This window comes from Pontibacter sp. MBLB2868 (genome assembly GCF_051904785.1).
In the GTDB taxonomy this organism is placed as follows: Bacteria; Bacteroidota; Bacteroidia; order Cytophagales; family Hymenobacteraceae; genus Pontibacter.
Genome location: NZ_CP196710.1, coordinates 3,788,368 through 3,805,089, shown reverse-complemented (window position 1 = coordinate 3,805,089; position 16,722 = coordinate 3,788,368). Strand labels below are relative to the sequence as shown.

The window sequence follows — 16,722 nt, the reverse complement described above, 5'->3', positions numbered from 1 at the left end:
TTCGTCTATCTCGGCGGGAGCCCCAGTATCGCCCTGAACTCCTCTTTGCCCTCAGGCAACTGCTTCAGGTTTTCTATGAGGGTAATGGCTCTGTCTACGCGCAGCTGCGTGCTCTTTACCACCCCTACATGGTTGATGATGTAGCGCTGCATGCCTGCTGTTAATAATCCGAACCGCCTCGCTCCTTCATCGTCCTGGCGAAGCAGCTCTTCGAACTCCTCGGGTACAGCGGTGCCATACTTGCTGTCATCCTTCTCCAGCTTCACCCGGGCCTGGTCGCCGCATTGTAGCCCGAGTGCCTGCATTCTTTTCTTGCTGATGCTGATATAAGCTCTTCCTTGCCCCAAAGCCATTAGCCCGCACTGGAATGTAAGGCTGCCGTTAACGGTGCAGTGCAAACGCAGCTTCAGCTTACCGCCCAGTTGCTGCACGATCTCCTGCGGCACCTCCAGGTAATGCATGCCCGGCAAGTGTGGCAACAGGTTGATATGTGTGTTAAATTCTATCATACTTTCTTTCCGGGCTAATTTAAAGTTTAGTTTGTAGTCCGACTGGGCCGGAGGCCCACGCTATTGTAATTCGCCCATGCCGCAAGTTTAGCGTCAGCGTAACTTGTGGCTTTCCATGAGGCCAGTTTGTAACTGGCGTATGTAAGTTTTGGTATTTCCGCCAGTTATAAACTGGCCCTATATCCAACCACCAGTTACCGCTGCGCTCAAACTGGCGGGATGTTATTCCTCCAGCCGTTTCATGTAATCTTTTGCCAGCTTGCTGCGCACCGTTTGCTGTGGCTGCGGCGTTTTCTCGGCTTCGGGCAGCAGGTTAACCCACGCCCGCTCCACGGATATCAAGCACGAGCTGCACAGCTTCTCTCCGGCCTTGATCTCTGTAATAAGCTTTCGGAGGTCCTGCAGGGCACGCAGATTTTGCCCCGGTTTGTTCAAAACCTCCTGAGCCAACTCCCGCCCGGCCTTCTCCAGCAAAGCCGCATCCGATGGTTTATACTTTCCGGACTGTTTATACTTTGCCAGCCATTGCAGCGCCGTTTGTGTGTGAGGCAGCTTCTGCTCCTGCTCAATTACTTTCCTTTCGGATGATGCAGTGATCTTATCCAGTTCCCCTGACAGCCTCAGTTCAGGCTCTTTCAGAGGCGGCGCCTCAAAACCGGTTTTGGCCACATACGCCCGCTGTGACTGCTGTACCTCTTTCAGCATCCGGAGCGCTTTGTACTCATATGGCAATGCATCTTTGGGTTTATGGGTGCGCAGCCTTAATTCTGCCTCCCACATCTGCGCAAGTGCTCCTTTGAGCTTCGCCTTTACAGCAGGTTCGAAAATTGTCGCTTCATCCTCCTGGTCGTGCTTGTGGATGTAAGGGTCGAGCAAGGCTTCGGGGCTGTTAGGGTTTTCCTGTTGCTGTCCGTGGTCGTGGCCATCGTCGTCGTGGTGTTCCGCGCCTTCGGGTATGCCGCCTCCCGGACCGATGCCGCTTTCAAACTCCTCACCTAAAAACTTGCCGTAGCGCAGGCGGAGTAGCTTTTGGTCTACCCCCAGATTATTGGAGCGTTCCTCAAACACGGCCCGGCTTATACTTTGCTGCTCTTTCAGAAGTTTTTCGGTGTCGATAATGATCTGGCGCTGGCTCCGGAAATACTCCGGCACCGGGTTCACACCCATCGACATATCAAAAGATGCCTCTACGATCGTGGTGTCCTCTATCTGCACAAAGTATGTTTCGGAGCGAGTATAGCCCCGGTGATTGTCCCAGGCCTGCAGGTAGAAGTATAGCTCATCGCCATAGGTCATGCCCATTTTCTGCAGGTCCAGGGTTTGGCTGAGGCTGTAGCTCCGGCGGCTGCCGTTTAAGTTTAACTTGATCTTCTCTTCCCGGAATTTCACGGCTTCCCCCGTTCCCTTGGCCACAGTGGCGATCATGTTAGCCTCCCGGATGCCGTAGTCATCGGTTAGCCTGGCCTGTAGCTTTACGCGCTGCGGTTCGCCGAAAAGGATTTCCGTGTACTGCTCCGGCTTTTGTATCTGAATGACTGGGGCATTGTCCGGGATGATCTCCAAGGTATAAAAAGCGGATTTCTGCCCATCCAGGTTAATAGTGTAAAGTGCCGACGCCGTAAAGCTGCGCGATAAAGTATAACTGGTTCCTTGTGCTTTAAATGAAAGAGGCTTCTGCTCGTTCAGCTCCAGCTGTATCTGTTTGGCAGGCCTGTTTGTTTCGATGCGCCAGGATACGGTGGCCCCTTCTTCCACACGCAGGTTCGGATTGTCAGCCCGGTAAGGTTGCTTGCCGGTATAGGCTGGGGGATTCACCGTGATTTCGATTCGCTCGATCTTAACCGCTGTATCGGCCACGGCGGCAGGCTGACCGGGGAATTCCAGCTTTACCTTAGCTGGCTCAGCCATACTTGCCAGGGGTGCTGCAGGCAAGTATAAAATACCTGCCGAAACGAGAAGGGCCAGCCCCAGCGCCAGGTAGCTGGCAAGGCCACGGATACGGAAGGTTTTCTGCTGCTCCGGATGAAGTTCCTGAAGTATAGTTGCTATTTTCTTTTGCTGCAGTCGCTCCAGCAGGTTCCGGGGTTCGTGAAGCAACAGGGCGGTACTTTCTTCCAGTTGGGGATACTGCCTGTTCAGGTGCCGTGCCACCTGTTGCAGATCAGTTTTATAAGTGCTTTTCCAGGCAAGGGCAAAGTATAAAATGCCGCAAAGCATAATCGCCAGCGCCGTGACAACCAGCAGGGGCACTTCCCATTGCCAGCGCCAAAGTATAGCTGTGCCCAAAAGTATAGCTGCCAAAGCCTGAAGCGCATACAGCCACATCTTCGCCTGCACGTACTGCCTGCGAATGCGCTGAAGGATATGGATGCTTTCTAACTGGCTCATGACTGTACTTTACTGCGTCGGCTTACGATAAACCGCTCCATCAAAAATAATATAATCGCCACCAACACTACCCAGGGTACAAGAGGCTCCCGCTGCGTTTTAGAGGCCTCTGCGGTTGCTACTTCAGTTCTTTGGTTGGGCATCAGTTGCTGCTCGTCCAGTGCCCGCAGGTCATAGGTTGCTGCCGGGGTTGGTAGTAGTAGCGGCAGTAACAAGTCCGGCAGTTGTGCGCTTCGCCCCAACTCGCTCCAGGCCGGACTAAAGCCGCTCCTGAAAGTATAAATTCTGCCCAGGCCCATTGGCTGCCAGGAAAGTATGGGTTGACTGTTGGCAGCTGTCCATAGCGCAGCAGCTTTACTACTTTGCTGGTTTGCCGCACTGACTTGATGAACCTTAATGGCTGTACCGGCAGCGCCGGCTATACTTGTGTTCAACTTTGTTGGCTCAGCGCCCTGCTGCACCCATAGCTTCAGCCCCTGCTTTACTTGCTTCTCCAGGCTTACAGGTACTTTGGCGTTGCGCAGCCAGAATACCCAATCAGCGGCGGCTGTATCGGTTTTTAGGTGGATCGTGAGTTGGGTATAGTTACTGATCGCCTGTATGGCTGCTTTCAGGTAGCGCGCTTCCTGCTTATGGGCTTCGTCCGGAAGTATGGCAATCTGCAACGGCTCTTTTTGCACCTGCACTTTGCTAATAGTATTGCCTACAACGGCCTGCAGCGAATCGTTTTGCCTTTGCAGCTGCAGCACCTGCTTACCCGGCAGGTTCAGGCTTAGTGTGGCTTTGCCTATACTGTGGCGGTTATATGTAATGCCGTCGCGGGTGCTGTGCCCGGTGATCAGCAGCAGGCTATCTGGAGAGGTTTGCACGGCTGCCTGCAGCCAGGTAGCCGTGGCTTTGGTGGCAATAGGTATCCAGTATATGTTTTCCGGCAGGTTCTCCGGGCGGTCACTGGTAAAGTAGCGCTGCTGATCCGATGTGAAGAGCCAGACGCTATCCTGCGGCTGATCATACTTCTCCGAAAGTGCAGGCAGCAGGCCCCAGTAGTTTGCGCTAAAGTTCAAGGTTGTGTCTGTGGTTCGGTTACTGATCTGCTGCCACGCTTCCGGTGTTATCTGCCTGAAATCGGCAGTATATGCATACAGTGAATAGCCCCGTTGCAGAAGCGAGTCTATGGCAGGCTTTATAGGTTGCAGGGCAGAAGTATAGAGTAGTTCCTGCCCCACGTAGATGGCTTTCTTTGCCTCGGATTGTTGTGGCTGGTGTACCAAAACCGGCTGTGCCAGTGCCACGGCCAGCAATATAAGTATAAGGCAACGCAGCAGTAGCAGCCATACATCGTTCAGCTTGATGCTGCTCCAGCGCGTGCTTGCCGAGGCCTCCAGCCAGCGCAGACTGCCCACCTTCACCGTCTTCCCCTGCCGCTTGTTCCAGAGGTGAATGGCGATCGGGACAAGTATAGCCGACGCTGCAAAAAGCCAATATGGTGCGAGGAAAGTCAAGTCTGAATTACTGAGTTTTAAATAACTGATCTATACTTTGCCTACCCGGGCGATAATGTCAAATACTACTTCTTTTTGCTGTGCATTTCCCCAGGCCTCAAGCAACTCCTGTTCTATCATGGCAACCGGATTTTCAGAATGCTCCCGTTCGTAATGCTTCACCGCCGACCAGGTATTCAGGTAACCAACAAGCTGCCCAAACGTCCAGGTGGCGTTTATACTGAACTGAGGCACCTCCAACTCCACAAAAGGAAAAGGAATGGTTCTGTACTCTTCGTCGATGTAGCGCCGCTCCGGGTCCCAGTAGCTATTCAGAATCCCATCGTACAGTTTCATGATCACTTCGTCTATAGCTGGATTTATTCTGATCAGGCCATAGCCGATGAGGGCAACCACACCTTCCGGTCTTACAACACGCTTCACTTCCTGGTAAAACAAGCCGAACTCAAACCAATGCACCGCCTGCGCCACCACAACCAGGTCTACAGATGCGGCAGGCAAAGACGTGTGCTCCGCAGGCTCTGCCAGGTAACGGATGTTAGGCGCCTGCACCGCGTTTTGCAGCTGCTGCTCACTGATGTCAGTTGCAACGACTTCTGCAAAGAATTCGGCCAGCATGACAGCTACCTGCCCGTTGCCTGTAGCGCAGTCCCAGGCCAGGTGATGCGCAGGAGCCAGAGACACCAGGTGCGCAATCAGCTCATGCGGATACGTGGGCCTGTAGGTTGCATAGTCAGCTGCGTGGCCGGAGAAGTTATCTTTCATGGTTTTTAAACAGACGTCAGTATCAGGATGTAAGACACAAGATATTCATATAATAGCACATTATCCATACAGTAGTCGCTTCTGCAGGAAGGTGCGGAGCGCTTTGTCCAGCGGCTCGTCGGTTACAAAACGGTCGTAGGCGATCTGGTGGTCGCGCATATCTTTTTCTGTTTCCTGCAGCCATTCCGCTTGTTTTTCCAGATAGGCTTTGCGCTGCTCTGCGGTGCTTACCTGCAGCGTTTGCCCTGTCTCCAGATCTTCGAAGGTGAGGGTGCCGCTATAGGAGAAATCCAGTTCGTTCCGGCTCATCAGATGGCACAAGAGCAGTTCGTGCCGCTGTGCCCCCAACTTGTAAAGCAGGTCCTTTATTTCGTTTTCATGCTCATACAGATCCGTCAGGAAAACAGTCAGCTCTTTCTGCCGCCTGTCGGCAAACAGGTTCGCAGCTGTTTGTGCATCCGGGAATTTACCCTGCGGTTTTACTTCTGCCAGTTGATGCCAGAAACGCTGCAGGTGCATGTTATCGGAGCGCGGCGTCAGGTTGATAAGCTGGTTCTCGTGCATTACATACAAACCCACGGCATCGCCCTGTGTGGTGGCCAGGTAAGCCAGCGAAGCCACCAGAAACCGTGCATATGCTATTTTGCTGATGCCGTTCACATCCTCATGTGCCATCGAGGCGCTGCCGTCCAGTATAAACCGCACCGTGATGTTGGTGTCTACTTCGGCCTCACGGATGTAATAGCGGTCGGAACGGGCAAACATTTTCCAGTCGAGCTGACGCAGATCGTCGCCGGGTTGGTAGCTGCGGTATTGGCTAAACTCCAGCCCCGCCCCACGCCGCACACTCTGGTTCTGCCCCGCCAAAAAGCCCTCCACCACCGTTTTAGCCAGCAGCGGCAGATCTTTTATGGTAGCCAATACTTTCGGATCGATGAATTTGTGGGTGGTCAAGGTTGGATCAGGATTTATGGATTAATGGGATGGATAGGATTATCTGATTGTATCTATTGAAACTAACTCGTTATTCTGCCACACTTGCTCTACTATGTAATTAGCATGGTAAACTATTCTCTTTCCTTCAGCAATACCCTTTACATAATCCGCTTCAATAAAAAGCTTTTTATTTGGATGATAGATTGTAAACTTTCCATTCGGTTTTCCATTCGCAAGATCAGTTAAACTATATTTGCCTTGCTCAAGAAAGCTAAAGGCAAAAGCATGCGCAGGTAATACAATGTTAGGTGACTTTAAGTATACCGCTTCCTTCCAATTCTCTTCAATCATTTTATCTCGTTGAAAAAATAGCAATGTATGGCAGTTGTTTGAAGGTTTAAAGTCCTCTAAAAACTGAACAATGGCTTTTCTGTCAGTTGTGCTAGCGTAAAAAAGATAAAGGTTTTCGTTTTCATGTCCATGCCAACACCTATCTGGACTCTGTTGATAATCGAGTAGCTCAAACGTTGTGCTGTCTATTTGGGTGATTTTCTTTACAGCAGGCTGGCTCCAAAAGACAGTGTAGTTTGTTAGATAATGAAAAGAAGTAACAATTAGAAGCAAAATCACTACTGTCAGAAAAATGTACAGGTTTGTTTGATTTCTAAACATCTTATATGGATTGCTATACTTCATAAAACCTACACCAAACTCTGCCGCAACTTTAAATCCACCAGTTCCGCTTCAATAGTAGCCTCATCAAGTATAATATCTACTCCGCCAATTAACTCCTCACGTACTTTGAGCATGTATTTTTGGGTGTCGGTGTAGAGCACGATGGCGGCGTCGTAGTGGATGGCTTCGTCAAACTCCTGGTTCCAGTCCTGGTAGATCTCCAGCATCAGCACCTGCGACGACAGCACCTTTATCTCGGAGCAAAGCCCCGACTGCAGTAGTTTTTCTTTGCGAAGCGGCACTTTGCTTTCCTCTATCTCGAAGCCATAGTAGGTTGTCGAGGATCTGGGAGAAAGCTTGTAGTCGGCGCTGATGTTGATGAAGCTCTGGTCCCCCCGGTTGGTTTTCAGGCCGATGGCGAACTCCGGTGCCCAGTACAGCACTTTGCTGCCGGACGCTTCTACCTTTATCGTATCTGTAAAGAAATAGCAGATGCGCTCTCCCAGCATCTTCCGCAGGAGGTTGGTTCCTGTTTCCGTCAGCTTTATAATATCCGTCTCTTCCATCTGTTTCTACTTTTATAGCGCGAGCGTCCTCGCTCGTGTTTATTATCGTGTGGCCTCTGGCCACTTTGTGCAGAACAAACTGGGCCAGAGGCCCCTGCTATAGTTAGTCACGAGCGAGGACGCTCGCGCCATTAAACCAACACCTCTTTCGGCAACTTTATACTTTGCAGCAGTTCATCTACTACCCTGTCTGGCGTTACACGCTCTGCCTCTGCCGTAAAGTTTACCAGTATTCTGTGGCGCAGCACCGGGTAAGCCATGGTTTTGATATCATCCACAGTTACAGCGAAGCGGCCGTGCAGCAAAGCTCTGGCCTTGGAGGTAAGTATAAGTGCCTGCCCGGCGCGAGGTCCGGCTCCCCAACGGCAATACTGCTTTATAAAATCAATAGGTGTGCTGTCGGGGCGGGTGGCGCGTACGATCTGGTTTACAAAGCCCAAAAGCTCGTCGCTGATGCTTACCTCGCGCACCAATTGCCGCAGCAGCATTACCTCTTCGCCGCTAAGTATGGGCTGCACCTGCGCCTGCCGCGTGCCGGTAGTGCTGGATAGTATGTTTAGCTCCTCCTGCTCACTTGGGTACTTTATTTTGATGAATAGCAGGAAACGGTCCAGCTGCGCCTCAGGCAACGGGTAAGTTCCGGCCTGCTCTATCGGGTTTTGGGTAGCCAGCAGGAAAAAGGGTTTCGGCAGAAAGTACGTTTTTCCGGCATAGGTTACCTCGTGCTCCTGCATGGCCTCCAGTAAGGCGGCCTGCGTTTTGGGTGGCGTACGGTTTATCTCATCGGCCAATACTATGTTTGAGAAAATCGGTCCTTCGTTAAACTTAAAAAAGCGCTTGCCAGTGGCATGGTCTTCCTCCAACACTTCAGTGCCTAGTATGTCAGTCGGCATAAGATCCGGGGTAAACTGTATCCTCCGGAAACCTAAATCCATGGCATTGCTGAGGGTGCGCACCAACAAGGTTTTAGCCAGGCCTGGCACGCCTTCCAGCAAACCATGCCCACCAGCCATCATCGTGATCAGTACCTCGTCGAGCACCTCTTCCTGGCCTACGATTATTTTCTGTATCTCCTGCTTTAGCTGTGGTAGTTTGCCCAGCAGGTGGTGTATGTCTTTTTCAGTCATTTTATACTTTGTGATGACTATGGTAATTGGTTAAGACGCTCACAGGAGTTTCGCTCGCTGTGAGCGTCTGGTGTTTTAAAGTGCTTTAGTCGCTATCTCCATCGCTTTTTCTAAAAACTCATCACGTCCTTCGCGTATGCCTTGAATCGTTTTCTCTACATAAACATTTGGTAGTATACCTATTCCGTGATGCTGCGAACCGTCATGTTTCTGTACTTTCATGCCAGTCCAGGAGATGTAGTAGCCGCCGGGTAATGTAAAAGGGTTTACGTTGCCGTTGGTGCCTGCCGTTGGCTGACCTACAATGGTGGCCAGTTTATAGTGTTCAATAAAGCTCATGTAGCTTTCGGCATAACTAATGGCGCGTCCGTCTATCAGAAAGATGATCTGAGCAGTTAGCTGTGGTCTCTTGGGTCTCATTAACCAGCTTGATTTTTTGTAGCCAACCAGCCTTTCCTGATCAGGATAAATTATTTGCGGCGTCTGCATCCATTGCCTGGATGTATCGGCCGAAGGCAACAGGTACTGGATAAACTCATGGTTACCCTTAGGATACCCCCGCAAATCGCAGATAATAGTCTTGCTTTGCTGCAACTGTGGCATTGCTTTTTCAATTTCTTCCATGGGCGTTACATCTAGGTTGATGTACATGATGCCATCTGCCAATTCTTTGATGTTATCTGACTGCGGTAAAGCACTAACAATCTTCATTCTGGAGAGTGATCGCTTGAGCCGTAGCTCTGATGTGGAGTTATCAGGCTTTAAAATAGTAAAATTCATTTCTGTACCCTCTTCACCTAGCAGCGATTCTGTCTTGGCTCTGTAGTTAAGCCAGCCTTTGGTGGCTGCTGAGATATACTTATTTACCTCCGCAAAGTAGGCTTCTGCCGATATGCCGTTTATACCTGTAACTATATCACCTTTGTTAAGCGGTGTTGATGCGTCAAGCACATCGGTAATTACAAGCTTGCCTTCTATCCATTCCCACTCGATTGGTGGTTGATATGTTGCATTGCTTTCGCCGGCGGCTACACGTATATGGCCGTCTTTTAGTTTGGCGATAAGCTGCTGCAGGTTCCCCTGAAAATCAACCGCTGTTTTGTCTGTGTAGGCTCTGGCAAGAGCGTCGCGCAGGTCTTGGCCCCAATCTGTTTGAGCTACATTAAAGTATGGATAGAAGTGCTGAAAGACATTCCAGGCGATGGTAATGTTTCCTAACCGGGTGTATAGATCAGCTCCGACAATTTCTTGCGCTGGGATTGCTTCCAGGTTGCTCTTAAGCTCCTCTAGCGATGCCTTGTCTGCAGCAGGGTATGTTTGGTTTTTGGTGCCGTAAAGCGCTAACGGGACAACAGCTTTCAGGCCACCTCCGATTGTTTTTGTAGTGTACTCGCCTACTTTCGGGTATGCCTGATACAGGAGTTCGGGCTTTTTCTGCTTTTCTGCTGCCTTTTCACTTTTGATAGAGTACCACTTGTTTTCTTCGCTGCCTGTATTTTGTGTGATGGTAAAAAGGTAACCAGGTGAAGGCTTGTTATTAGCGCGGTCGTTGCTGAAAGACCTGGACGTTTCACCAACTTTCTGGTTATTAAACTGCTCTGCATATACTTCTTTCCAGGTGCCATTGTCATTAATTTGCAGGCTTACATCATCCAGGTTAACCTCACCTGAGCCTATAATGAAGGCGCCGATGTGCAATTGTTTGGCATCTGAACCTATCTTGCCCTTTATCTCATAGTATGCCCAAGTTTCTGACTTAATTGGGCGGTCGCTCATGTTGTCAAAAAAGATCGATTTGCTATTGGAGTTATCTACACGAGCCCACAAATGCCCTGTTCCTGGGCCTTCTGCCAACTTTACTTTAGCCTTGTACACAAATTCTTTGCCTATATAATTGGTAGCGTCTATTGTTGTGGCTGCAGACCCGAACTTAGCTGTGGCAGTTTTATAAGTAATAGCTCTGTTGGTGCGGGTGCTTTTATAAGGACTTCGTTTATCGCCCATGCCAAGGCCTTGATGCTGCCATGCTACTGTTTTATACTTCTTAACTTTTGATGGCGTAAGTTCTTTTGCGTTGAACTTCACATCATCCCCCTCCAGGTATACTTTAACTGTTGGTGCAATGGGCTGAAAAAGTGCCGTTAGTGTCTTTTGCAGTTCCTGGGGTGTTTGGCAATTTGCCACTTGCTGCTGGCCGTAAATAGCAAACCGGTTCCAGTCCACTGCTGCGGCTTCATCGCTAGGGTGGAAGTACCTGACGTAACCATATAGTTTTGTGAAGGCTGTGGCGTTGTCTATTTTCTGAGACTGACCAAAGGATGTGTTAACAACTACTAAAAGCAGGAGAAGTAGAAGCGATTTTAGTTTCATAGTTTTGGTTATAGCGTTATGGATAATATTAAGTAATTACTATGTACTAACTGGTAAGTGCATACATTATTATATTTATTCCAAACTTCGTATTATCCTCGGCCAGCCAACGCTTGTTTCTAAAGTCGTAATCCCATTCGCAGCCGTAGTCTTTGTTGCTGTAGAGCACGGCTATGCGGCCGTTTACTTCTATCGCCTTTAGGTAGTCGTGCACCAGGTCGTCGCCCCAGCCATTGAGCTCGAAACTAGTGGTGGGTGGCCCTTCTTCAAACGTGAAGAAGCTGCGGTAGATTTTGTGGTTGTTCGGGATCTTCTTCAGTGCATTTGCTCCGAATATCTGCCGCATCTGCTCTTCAAAAGATCTTGCAAAAAGGCCATCGATGTCGTGGTTGCAATCGTCCACGAACACAAAGCCACCGTTCTTCACGTAGGTCTCAAAGTTCTGCCGCTCCTTCTGGTTAAACTGCACCAGCTTGTGCCCGCTCAGGTAGCTGAAGGGGTACTTGAAAAGCTCCGCACTCTCCAACGACACGACCTTCTCCTGCTCGCTTACCGGTACCGTGGTATACTGGATAAGCGAGTGCAGCAGGTTGCTTGGCATACGCGGGTCGGTATCCCAGTTGCCAGAGCGGTATTGCAGGCGCACAAAAGTGAAGGGTTGCACGATAGGAGTTTAACTTCTAAAATTTGACCCACCCCTAACCCCTCCGAGGAGGGGAATTTTCTCAAATAAATATTCCCCTCCTCGGAGGGGTTAGGGGTGGGTACTGATAACTAACGTATGAAAATGAATGCCGCACACAGCAAGCTGCATACGGCATCCAAAGTATAGATCAGCAGCTTTTACACTGCATCCGATAAGCTTGTAAATGTAAAGTCACGTATCTTCATCGGCGGCACCAGGCTGCCATTAATGCGTTGCGGCTTACCCAGAGCTTCCAGGTTGTTGAGCATGATCACCGGGCTCTCGTTGAAGCGGAAGTTCTTTACCGGGTACATGATCTTGCCGTTTTCGATGTAGAACGTACCATCGCGGGTAAGGCCGGTGTAGAGCAGCGTTTGCGGATCAACAGTTCGGATGTACCACAGGCGTGTTACCAGTATACCGCGCTTGGTGCTCTTGATCATTTCTTCCAGGGTCATGTTGCCACCCTCCATAATAGTGTTACCTGGAGGCGGAATAGAGGCAGAGCCCTTATTAGAGGCCCAGTAGCGGGTGTTGTACAGGTTCTTTACTACACCTTTATCAATCCAGGTCACTTTTTCCTGCGGACGACCATCGCCAGCAAACGGGGCTGTTGGAACGTCGGGGTTTGAAGGGTCAGAGTACACCGTTATACGCTCATCTACCAGTTTCTCGCCTACCTTTGTTTTTCCGCCTGGTTTGCTCAGGAAACTGCGGCCTTCTTCGGCAGCACGCTGATCCATGTTGCTGAACATGTTGCGCAAAAGGTCAATAGAAGCAGCAGGCTCCAGAATAACCGTATACTTGCCCGGTTCCAGCGCTCTGGCGTTTCTGGAGTTAGCCGCTTTATCGGCAGCTATCTGTGAGGCTTTCCCAGTATCCAGCTTACTTACATCCGAAAAATCCTGCGTCACATAACCAGAGCCAGTTCCATCCTCGGTACGCATCGTTACAGAGAAATCAACTGAGGAGGATGGATGATAAACAAAAAGGCCTTTGTTGTTCATTTTGGCCGTAAAGTTCGTGTAGTGCTCCAGGAAGCCTGCGGCAGTCAGCCCTTTATCAGCAGCGGCTTTGATGCTTTTTGCTGCAGCATCAGCTCTGTACGCAGGATCTATGTTGGCCGTGGAATCAAAATAAGCTTTGGTGGTAATGTATTTCTGTGGACCTAGCAGCTCGATATACTCAGGGCTTTCCGGGGCCAGGCGTGCCGTCTCTTCAGAACGTCGGATTACTTTCTCTAACGATTTGTCGTCAAATTCATTAATAGTTGCCACGCCAGAGCGTTTTCCAAAGCGTGACTCCACAGCCATAGAAACGTTTTCTTCGGCTCCGCTGGTAGAAACTTCATTACGGGCATAACGGATGTTGCCACCCTGGTTGCCGTTGAGTGTAATTTCGCACTCATCAGCTTTCGAATAGCTAAGCGCTTTTTTTAGAATCGCCTGTGCCTCTTCTTTGCTTAATATTGCCATTTTAATTAATGCTCTTTAGAAGGTGATAGACTAGATTTTGCGGGCTGTGTTGATCACGTTCACACCGTTGAAGCGGGTGTGGGCAGAGCCATGCGATACAGCGCTGATCTGGCTCGGCTGCCCTTTGCCATCGAAGAACGAACCGAACAAACGGTAATCGCTCTCATCACAAGAGCCGGCGCAGGAGTTCCAGAATTCCTGGGTGTTGCTCTGGTAGGCTACGTCTTCTAATGGACCAACAATTTTACCATTCTTGATCTCATGGAAAGTAGTACCACCAAACTGGAAGTTGTAGCGCTGCTGGTCAATGGAGTAAGAACCGCGGCCGGCAATATAAATGCCTTTATCCACACCACTTATCAACTGATCCACATTCATCTTCTCCTTACCCGGTGCCAGCGATACGTTTGGCATGCGCTGGAACTGAACAGAACTCCAGTTATCGGCATAGCAGCAGCCATGTGACTCTTTTTCTCCGATAATATGTGCCTGATCACGGATAGCCTCGTAATTTACAAGAACGCCATCTTTGATCAGGTCCCATTGCTTGGTCTTCACGCCTTCGTCGTCCCAGCCCACCAGGCCTAAGGAGCCCTTTTGAGTTTTATCCGCGAATATGTTCACCTTATCAGAACCATACTTGAAGTTCTTCGACTTCCATTTATCTAATGTAGCGAAGGAGGTGCCAGCGTAGTTCGCTTCGTAGCCCAGCACACGGTCAAGTTCCAGCGGGTGGCCAACAGACTCATGAATTGTCAGGCCAAGGTGATTCGGGTCCAGCACCAGGTCATACTTGCCAGCCTGAACAGATTTGGCTGTCAGCTTTTCATTGGCTTGCTTGGCAGCCAGTGTGGCATCTTCCAGCATGTCATAAGCATAACGATACCCCATCATGCCAGTACCTTGTGGTCCTTTTATTTTTTCAGATGCCTTCGGGATCATGTACTCATAACCCATGCCCATTGGTGCACTAAGGGCTTCACGGGTTCTGAACTTGCCAGATGCTTTGTCTACGGCTGTAACGGTAAAGTTCGGCCAGATACGATGAATATCCTGATCGATATAGGAGCCCTCTGTAGAGGCAAAGTATTTCTGTTCGTTTACCTGGAACAGGGCAGAGTTCACGAAGTTGGCACCGTTATCCAGGGCGGCAGCGTTGGCCGCTAAAAGCAGGTCGGCTTTCTCTCCCACAGGTACTTCAAAGGCATTTTTCTCGATAGGGGTTTTCCAGCTTACTTCGCCATAGCCTGGCACAGGTGCCAGTTGAACCGGTTCTTTCTGTAGTTTAGCGTTTGCCTTGGCAATGGCCACGGCCTGCTCAGCCGCTTTGGCAACACCTTTATCAGATACGTCAGAGGTGGCGGCAAAGCCCCATGTGCCGTTAGCCAGCACACGCACACCTACACCAAATGATTCGGCGTTCACAATGTTCTGTACCTGCTTTTCGCGGGTGAAAATGTACTGCTGCAGGTAGCGGCCAATGCGCACATCCGCATAGTTAGCACCCTTGGATTTGGCCGTGTTCAAGGCAACATCGGCAAGTCGCTTTTTCAAGGCGACATCAACAGTTTCAAGTGCTCGTTCTGGCGATATGATATTACCAAACACGGGAATAGAAGGCAGCATTAGCCCTCCAAATCCCAATGCAGACAATTCAAGAAAGCTTCGTCTTTTCAAGGTTAGGTAAGGTTAGGTTAAAGTTTGATGAGTTTAGGTAGCTAATTATAGCAATTCTTTTCTGCACATCAAAGTATAACCACTGACTTTACGCTCAAGCTAAGGATTTTACAGATGAACAAGGGGAAGCCTTCTACAAACGTAATACTTCGAAAAAACAAAAGCGCAAAGCCTCTACAGGCTTCGCGCTCTATCTAATAGTAATAAACTCTGGGAAAGAGCAAAGGCTAATAAAAGTGCCTTTGCTTTTTGCTGAGCAGAACCTGTTGCTTAATTTCTACGGATTCTGTTATCAGCAAATAATTAACCTTAAAAAAGATTATTGGGCTGAAGCAAGTTCAGCACTTGATTCCAGCACTTCTATCTTCACATTGCCAACACCCTGGGCGCGGATGTGAATTTTTCGTGCAGCGGCCTCGGAAACATCAATGATGCGATCTCCTACAAAAGGACCTCTGTCGTTGATGCGAACAATTACAGATTCATTGTTGTCGAGGTTGGTAACTTTAACCTTCGTGCCGAAAGGAAGTGTTTTGTGTGCGGCGGTCATGTCGTTCTTATTGTAACGCTCGCCACTGCTGGTTTTTCTGCCGTGGTAACGACTGCCGTACCACGATGCTTCACCTGTTTGGGTGTCCTGAGTTTGTGCAAAAATTGGTTGATGAATGCCAATAAATAGAAGAATGATTACTGTTAGCAGGTAGCACTTTCTATTATTTATCATATCATTAAAAAGTTGATGAAGCCGCAAAGTTACGGAATATTTTGCAAACGAGGCCTTTTACGCGATTATTGTGTCTTGAGTGTAGGGGGATACGGGTGTGACGAGTAAAATCGCTATAAGTCAGATAATGCAAAAATGTTTGTTTGCGGCTTGTATAGCTTGATTTTTTTGAGGGTTGAGTATAGAAAATACACTATAAAAAATAGTTAAAAAAAATTTTATCGTCAAGAGATTTTTGAGTGAGTTCACAGCTTTTTTTACAGTTGTTTGATAATGTGTTGCCTGAAGAAGTCATCACTTTTTGCGACTTGACTACAGCAGGTTCGTATTAACTTAAGATATATAAACTATGGATTTCGGAAAGCTCCAAGACATAAGCAAAATTGATTTTGCGCTGCCCCCCGACCATCCGGATACCTTGCCTCTTTTAGAGCGTTCCGGGAGTTATATGAAGCCCCAGGTATATGTGGGCCTCCCGGTGTGGGTGAACAAGGCTTGGGTTGGGAAATACTACCCTGCCCGGATGCCAGAGAAAGAGTCGCTGTTATGGTATGGCAAGCAGTTTAATACCATTGAACTCAACAGTACCCACTATCATATTCCCAGCCCCGACACCATTGACCGCTGGCGGAATATGGTACCACGCGGTTTTAAATTCTGCCCTAAGTTTCCGCAGCTCATCAGCCATGAAGCGGCTCTGCGAAGCACACAAGATGTAACGGCTGCCTTTTGTGAGTCTATTGCCGGATTGGAGGAGAAACTGGGAAGTTCTTTCCTGCAGTTGCCCCCATACTTCGGGCCAGGTCAGCTCCCTGATCTGGAGGCTTTCCTTCAGTTTATACCTGAGAGTATACCTGTTACTGTAGAACTGCGTCACCCTGATTGGTTTGTGGATAATGTAGCGAGTCAGGAGCTTTTTGAGGTGCTGGAGAAGTACAAAGCAGGAACAGTACTGACCGATGTGGCCGGCCGTCGCGATGTGCTGCACATGCGCCTCACCACGCCTTCTGCCATGATCCGGTTTGTGGGCAATGGCCTGCACCCGACGGATTATACCCGCATAGATGACTGGGTCGAGCGCCTGAAAACGTGGTTTGAAAAAGGGCTAAAACAACTGTACTTCTTCGTGCACGAGCCTGATAATACCCTTGCTCCTGAGCTGGAAACATACCTGGTGCAGCAGCTGAACAAAGTATGCGGTTTTGACCTTAAGCCTCCCAAGAAGTATGTGCAGCCGGTGCAGGGGGAGTTATTTTGATGAGGCGAAAAGCGTTGCTTCAGTACAAAGTTAATAAACCCTGAATTGCGTAAACATATTGGTAA

General features: G+C 49.3%; 14 protein-coding genes. 1 reads left to right on the top strand and 13 read right to left on the bottom strand.

Features of this window, described 5'->3' with window-relative positions; translation table 11 throughout:
* Positions 1 to 5: 5 nt before the first annotated feature.
* The 13 genes from ACSX1A_RS16270 to ACSX1A_RS16210 form a co-directional block, all read right to left on the bottom strand.
* The gene (locus tag ACSX1A_RS16270) at positions 6 to 509 is read right to left on the bottom strand and encodes a DUF1905 domain-containing protein (RefSeq protein ID WP_439880699.1); all 504 of its coding nucleotides are present in this window, start codon (positions 507 to 509) and stop codon (positions 6 to 8) included.
* 222 nt (positions 510 to 731) lie between these two features.
* The gene (locus ACSX1A_RS16265; RefSeq protein WP_439880698.1) at positions 732 to 2,897 is read right to left on the bottom strand and encodes a DUF4175 family protein; all 2,166 of its coding nucleotides are present in this window, start codon (positions 2,895 to 2,897) and stop codon (positions 732 to 734) included.
* Entirely contained in the window at positions 2,894 to 4,399 is a 1,506-nt protein-coding gene (locus ACSX1A_RS16260) for a BatA domain-containing protein (protein WP_439880697.1), read from the bottom strand. Before ACSX1A_RS16260 ends, ACSX1A_RS16265 begins: the two co-directional genes overlap by 4 nt.
* Positions 4,400 to 4,429: 30 nt before the next feature.
* Entirely contained in the window at positions 4,430 to 5,164 is a 735-nt protein-coding gene (locus tag ACSX1A_RS16255; protein WP_439880696.1) for a class I SAM-dependent methyltransferase, read from the bottom strand.
* 60 nt (positions 5,165 to 5,224) lie between these two features.
* Entirely contained in the window at positions 5,225 to 6,118 is an 894-nt protein-coding gene (locus ACSX1A_RS16250; RefSeq protein ID WP_439880695.1) for a DUF58 domain-containing protein, read from the bottom strand.
* 39 nt (positions 6,119 to 6,157) lie between these two features.
* Positions 6,158 to 6,772: a hypothetical protein gene (locus ACSX1A_RS16245; RefSeq protein WP_439880694.1), complete on the bottom strand. Its 615-nt coding sequence runs from the start codon at positions 6,770 to 6,772 to the stop codon at positions 6,158 to 6,160.
* A gap of 29 nt (positions 6,773 to 6,801) precedes the next feature.
* Positions 6,802 to 7,341 carry a hypothetical protein gene (locus tag ACSX1A_RS16240; protein WP_439880693.1) on the bottom strand — a complete coding sequence of 180 codons (540 nt, stop codon included), beginning with the start codon at positions 7,339 to 7,341 and terminating at the stop codon, positions 6,802 to 6,804.
* A gap of 131 nt (positions 7,342 to 7,472) precedes the next feature.
* Entirely contained in the window at positions 7,473 to 8,468 is a 996-nt protein-coding gene (locus tag ACSX1A_RS16235) for an AAA family ATPase (RefSeq protein ID WP_439880692.1), read from the bottom strand.
* 75 nt (positions 8,469 to 8,543) lie between these two features.
* Complete coding sequence (locus tag ACSX1A_RS16230) at positions 8,544 to 10,838, bottom strand: S41 family peptidase (RefSeq protein ID WP_439880691.1); 2,295 nt, start codon at positions 10,836 to 10,838, stop codon at positions 8,544 to 8,546.
* A gap of 46 nt (positions 10,839 to 10,884) precedes the next feature.
* Positions 10,885 to 11,502 (bottom strand): DUF4159 domain-containing protein, encoded by a 618-nt coding sequence (locus ACSX1A_RS16225; RefSeq protein WP_439880690.1) that lies wholly within the window; start codon positions 11,500 to 11,502, stop codon positions 10,885 to 10,887.
* 179 nt (positions 11,503 to 11,681) lie between these two features.
* On the bottom strand, positions 11,682 to 12,998 hold the full coding sequence (locus tag ACSX1A_RS16220) for a TldD/PmbA family protein (RefSeq protein WP_439880689.1): 1,317 nt from the start codon (positions 12,996 to 12,998) through the stop codon (positions 11,682 to 11,684).
* A 30-nt stretch (positions 12,999 to 13,028) separates the two neighbouring features.
* Positions 13,029 to 14,675, bottom strand: coding sequence for a TldD/PmbA family protein (locus ACSX1A_RS16215; RefSeq protein ID WP_439880688.1), 1,647 nt, complete (start codon positions 14,673 to 14,675; stop codon positions 13,029 to 13,031).
* Between the two features lie 319 nt (positions 14,676 to 14,994).
* Positions 14,995 to 15,399, bottom strand: a complete 405-nt coding sequence (locus ACSX1A_RS16210; RefSeq protein ID WP_439880687.1) for a septal ring lytic transglycosylase RlpA family protein — start codon at positions 15,397 to 15,399, stop codon at positions 14,995 to 14,997.
* A 349-nt stretch (positions 15,400 to 15,748) separates the two neighbouring features.
* On the opposite strand from ACSX1A_RS16210, the gene ACSX1A_RS16205 reads away from it, so the two are divergent.
* Complete coding sequence (locus tag ACSX1A_RS16205; RefSeq protein WP_439880686.1) at positions 15,749 to 16,657, top strand: DUF72 domain-containing protein; 909 nt, start codon at positions 15,749 to 15,751, stop codon at positions 16,655 to 16,657.
* The last annotated feature ends 65 nt before the right edge of the window (positions 16,658 to 16,722 follow it).

Excerpts from the sequence above, each read along its gene's own strand:
- ACSX1A_RS16270 (WP_439880699.1), bottom strand. The coding sequence starts at position 509 with ATGATAGAATTTAACACACATATCAACCTGTTGCCACACTTGCCGGGC.
- ACSX1A_RS16265 (WP_439880698.1), bottom strand. The coding sequence starts at position 2,897 with ATGAGCCAGTTAGAAAGCATCCATATCCTTCAGCGCATTCGCAGGCAG.
- ACSX1A_RS16255 (WP_439880696.1), bottom strand. The coding sequence starts at position 5,164 with ATGAAAGATAACTTCTCCGGCCACGCAGCTGACTATGCAACCTACAGG.
- ACSX1A_RS16245 (WP_439880694.1), bottom strand. The coding sequence starts at position 6,772 with ATGTTTAGAAATCAAACAAACCTGTACATTTTTCTGACAGTAGTGATT.
- ACSX1A_RS16240 (WP_439880693.1), bottom strand. The coding sequence starts at position 7,341 with ATGGAAGAGACGGATATTATAAAGCTGACGGAAACAGGAACCAACCTC.
- ACSX1A_RS16235 (WP_439880692.1), bottom strand. The coding sequence starts at position 8,468 with ATGACTGAAAAAGACATACACCACCTGCTGGGCAAACTACCACAGCTA.
- ACSX1A_RS16230 (WP_439880691.1), bottom strand. The coding sequence starts at position 10,838 with ATGAAACTAAAATCGCTTCTACTTCTCCTGCTTTTAGTAGTTGTTAAC.
- ACSX1A_RS16220 (WP_439880689.1), bottom strand. The coding sequence starts at position 12,998 with ATGGCAATATTAAGCAAAGAAGAGGCACAGGCGATTCTAAAAAAAGCG.
- ACSX1A_RS16210 (WP_439880687.1), bottom strand. The coding sequence starts at position 15,399 with ATGATAAATAATAGAAAGTGCTACCTGCTAACAGTAATCATTCTTCTA.
- ACSX1A_RS16205 (WP_439880686.1), top strand. The coding sequence starts at position 15,749 with ATGGATTTCGGAAAGCTCCAAGACATAAGCAAAATTGATTTTGCGCTG.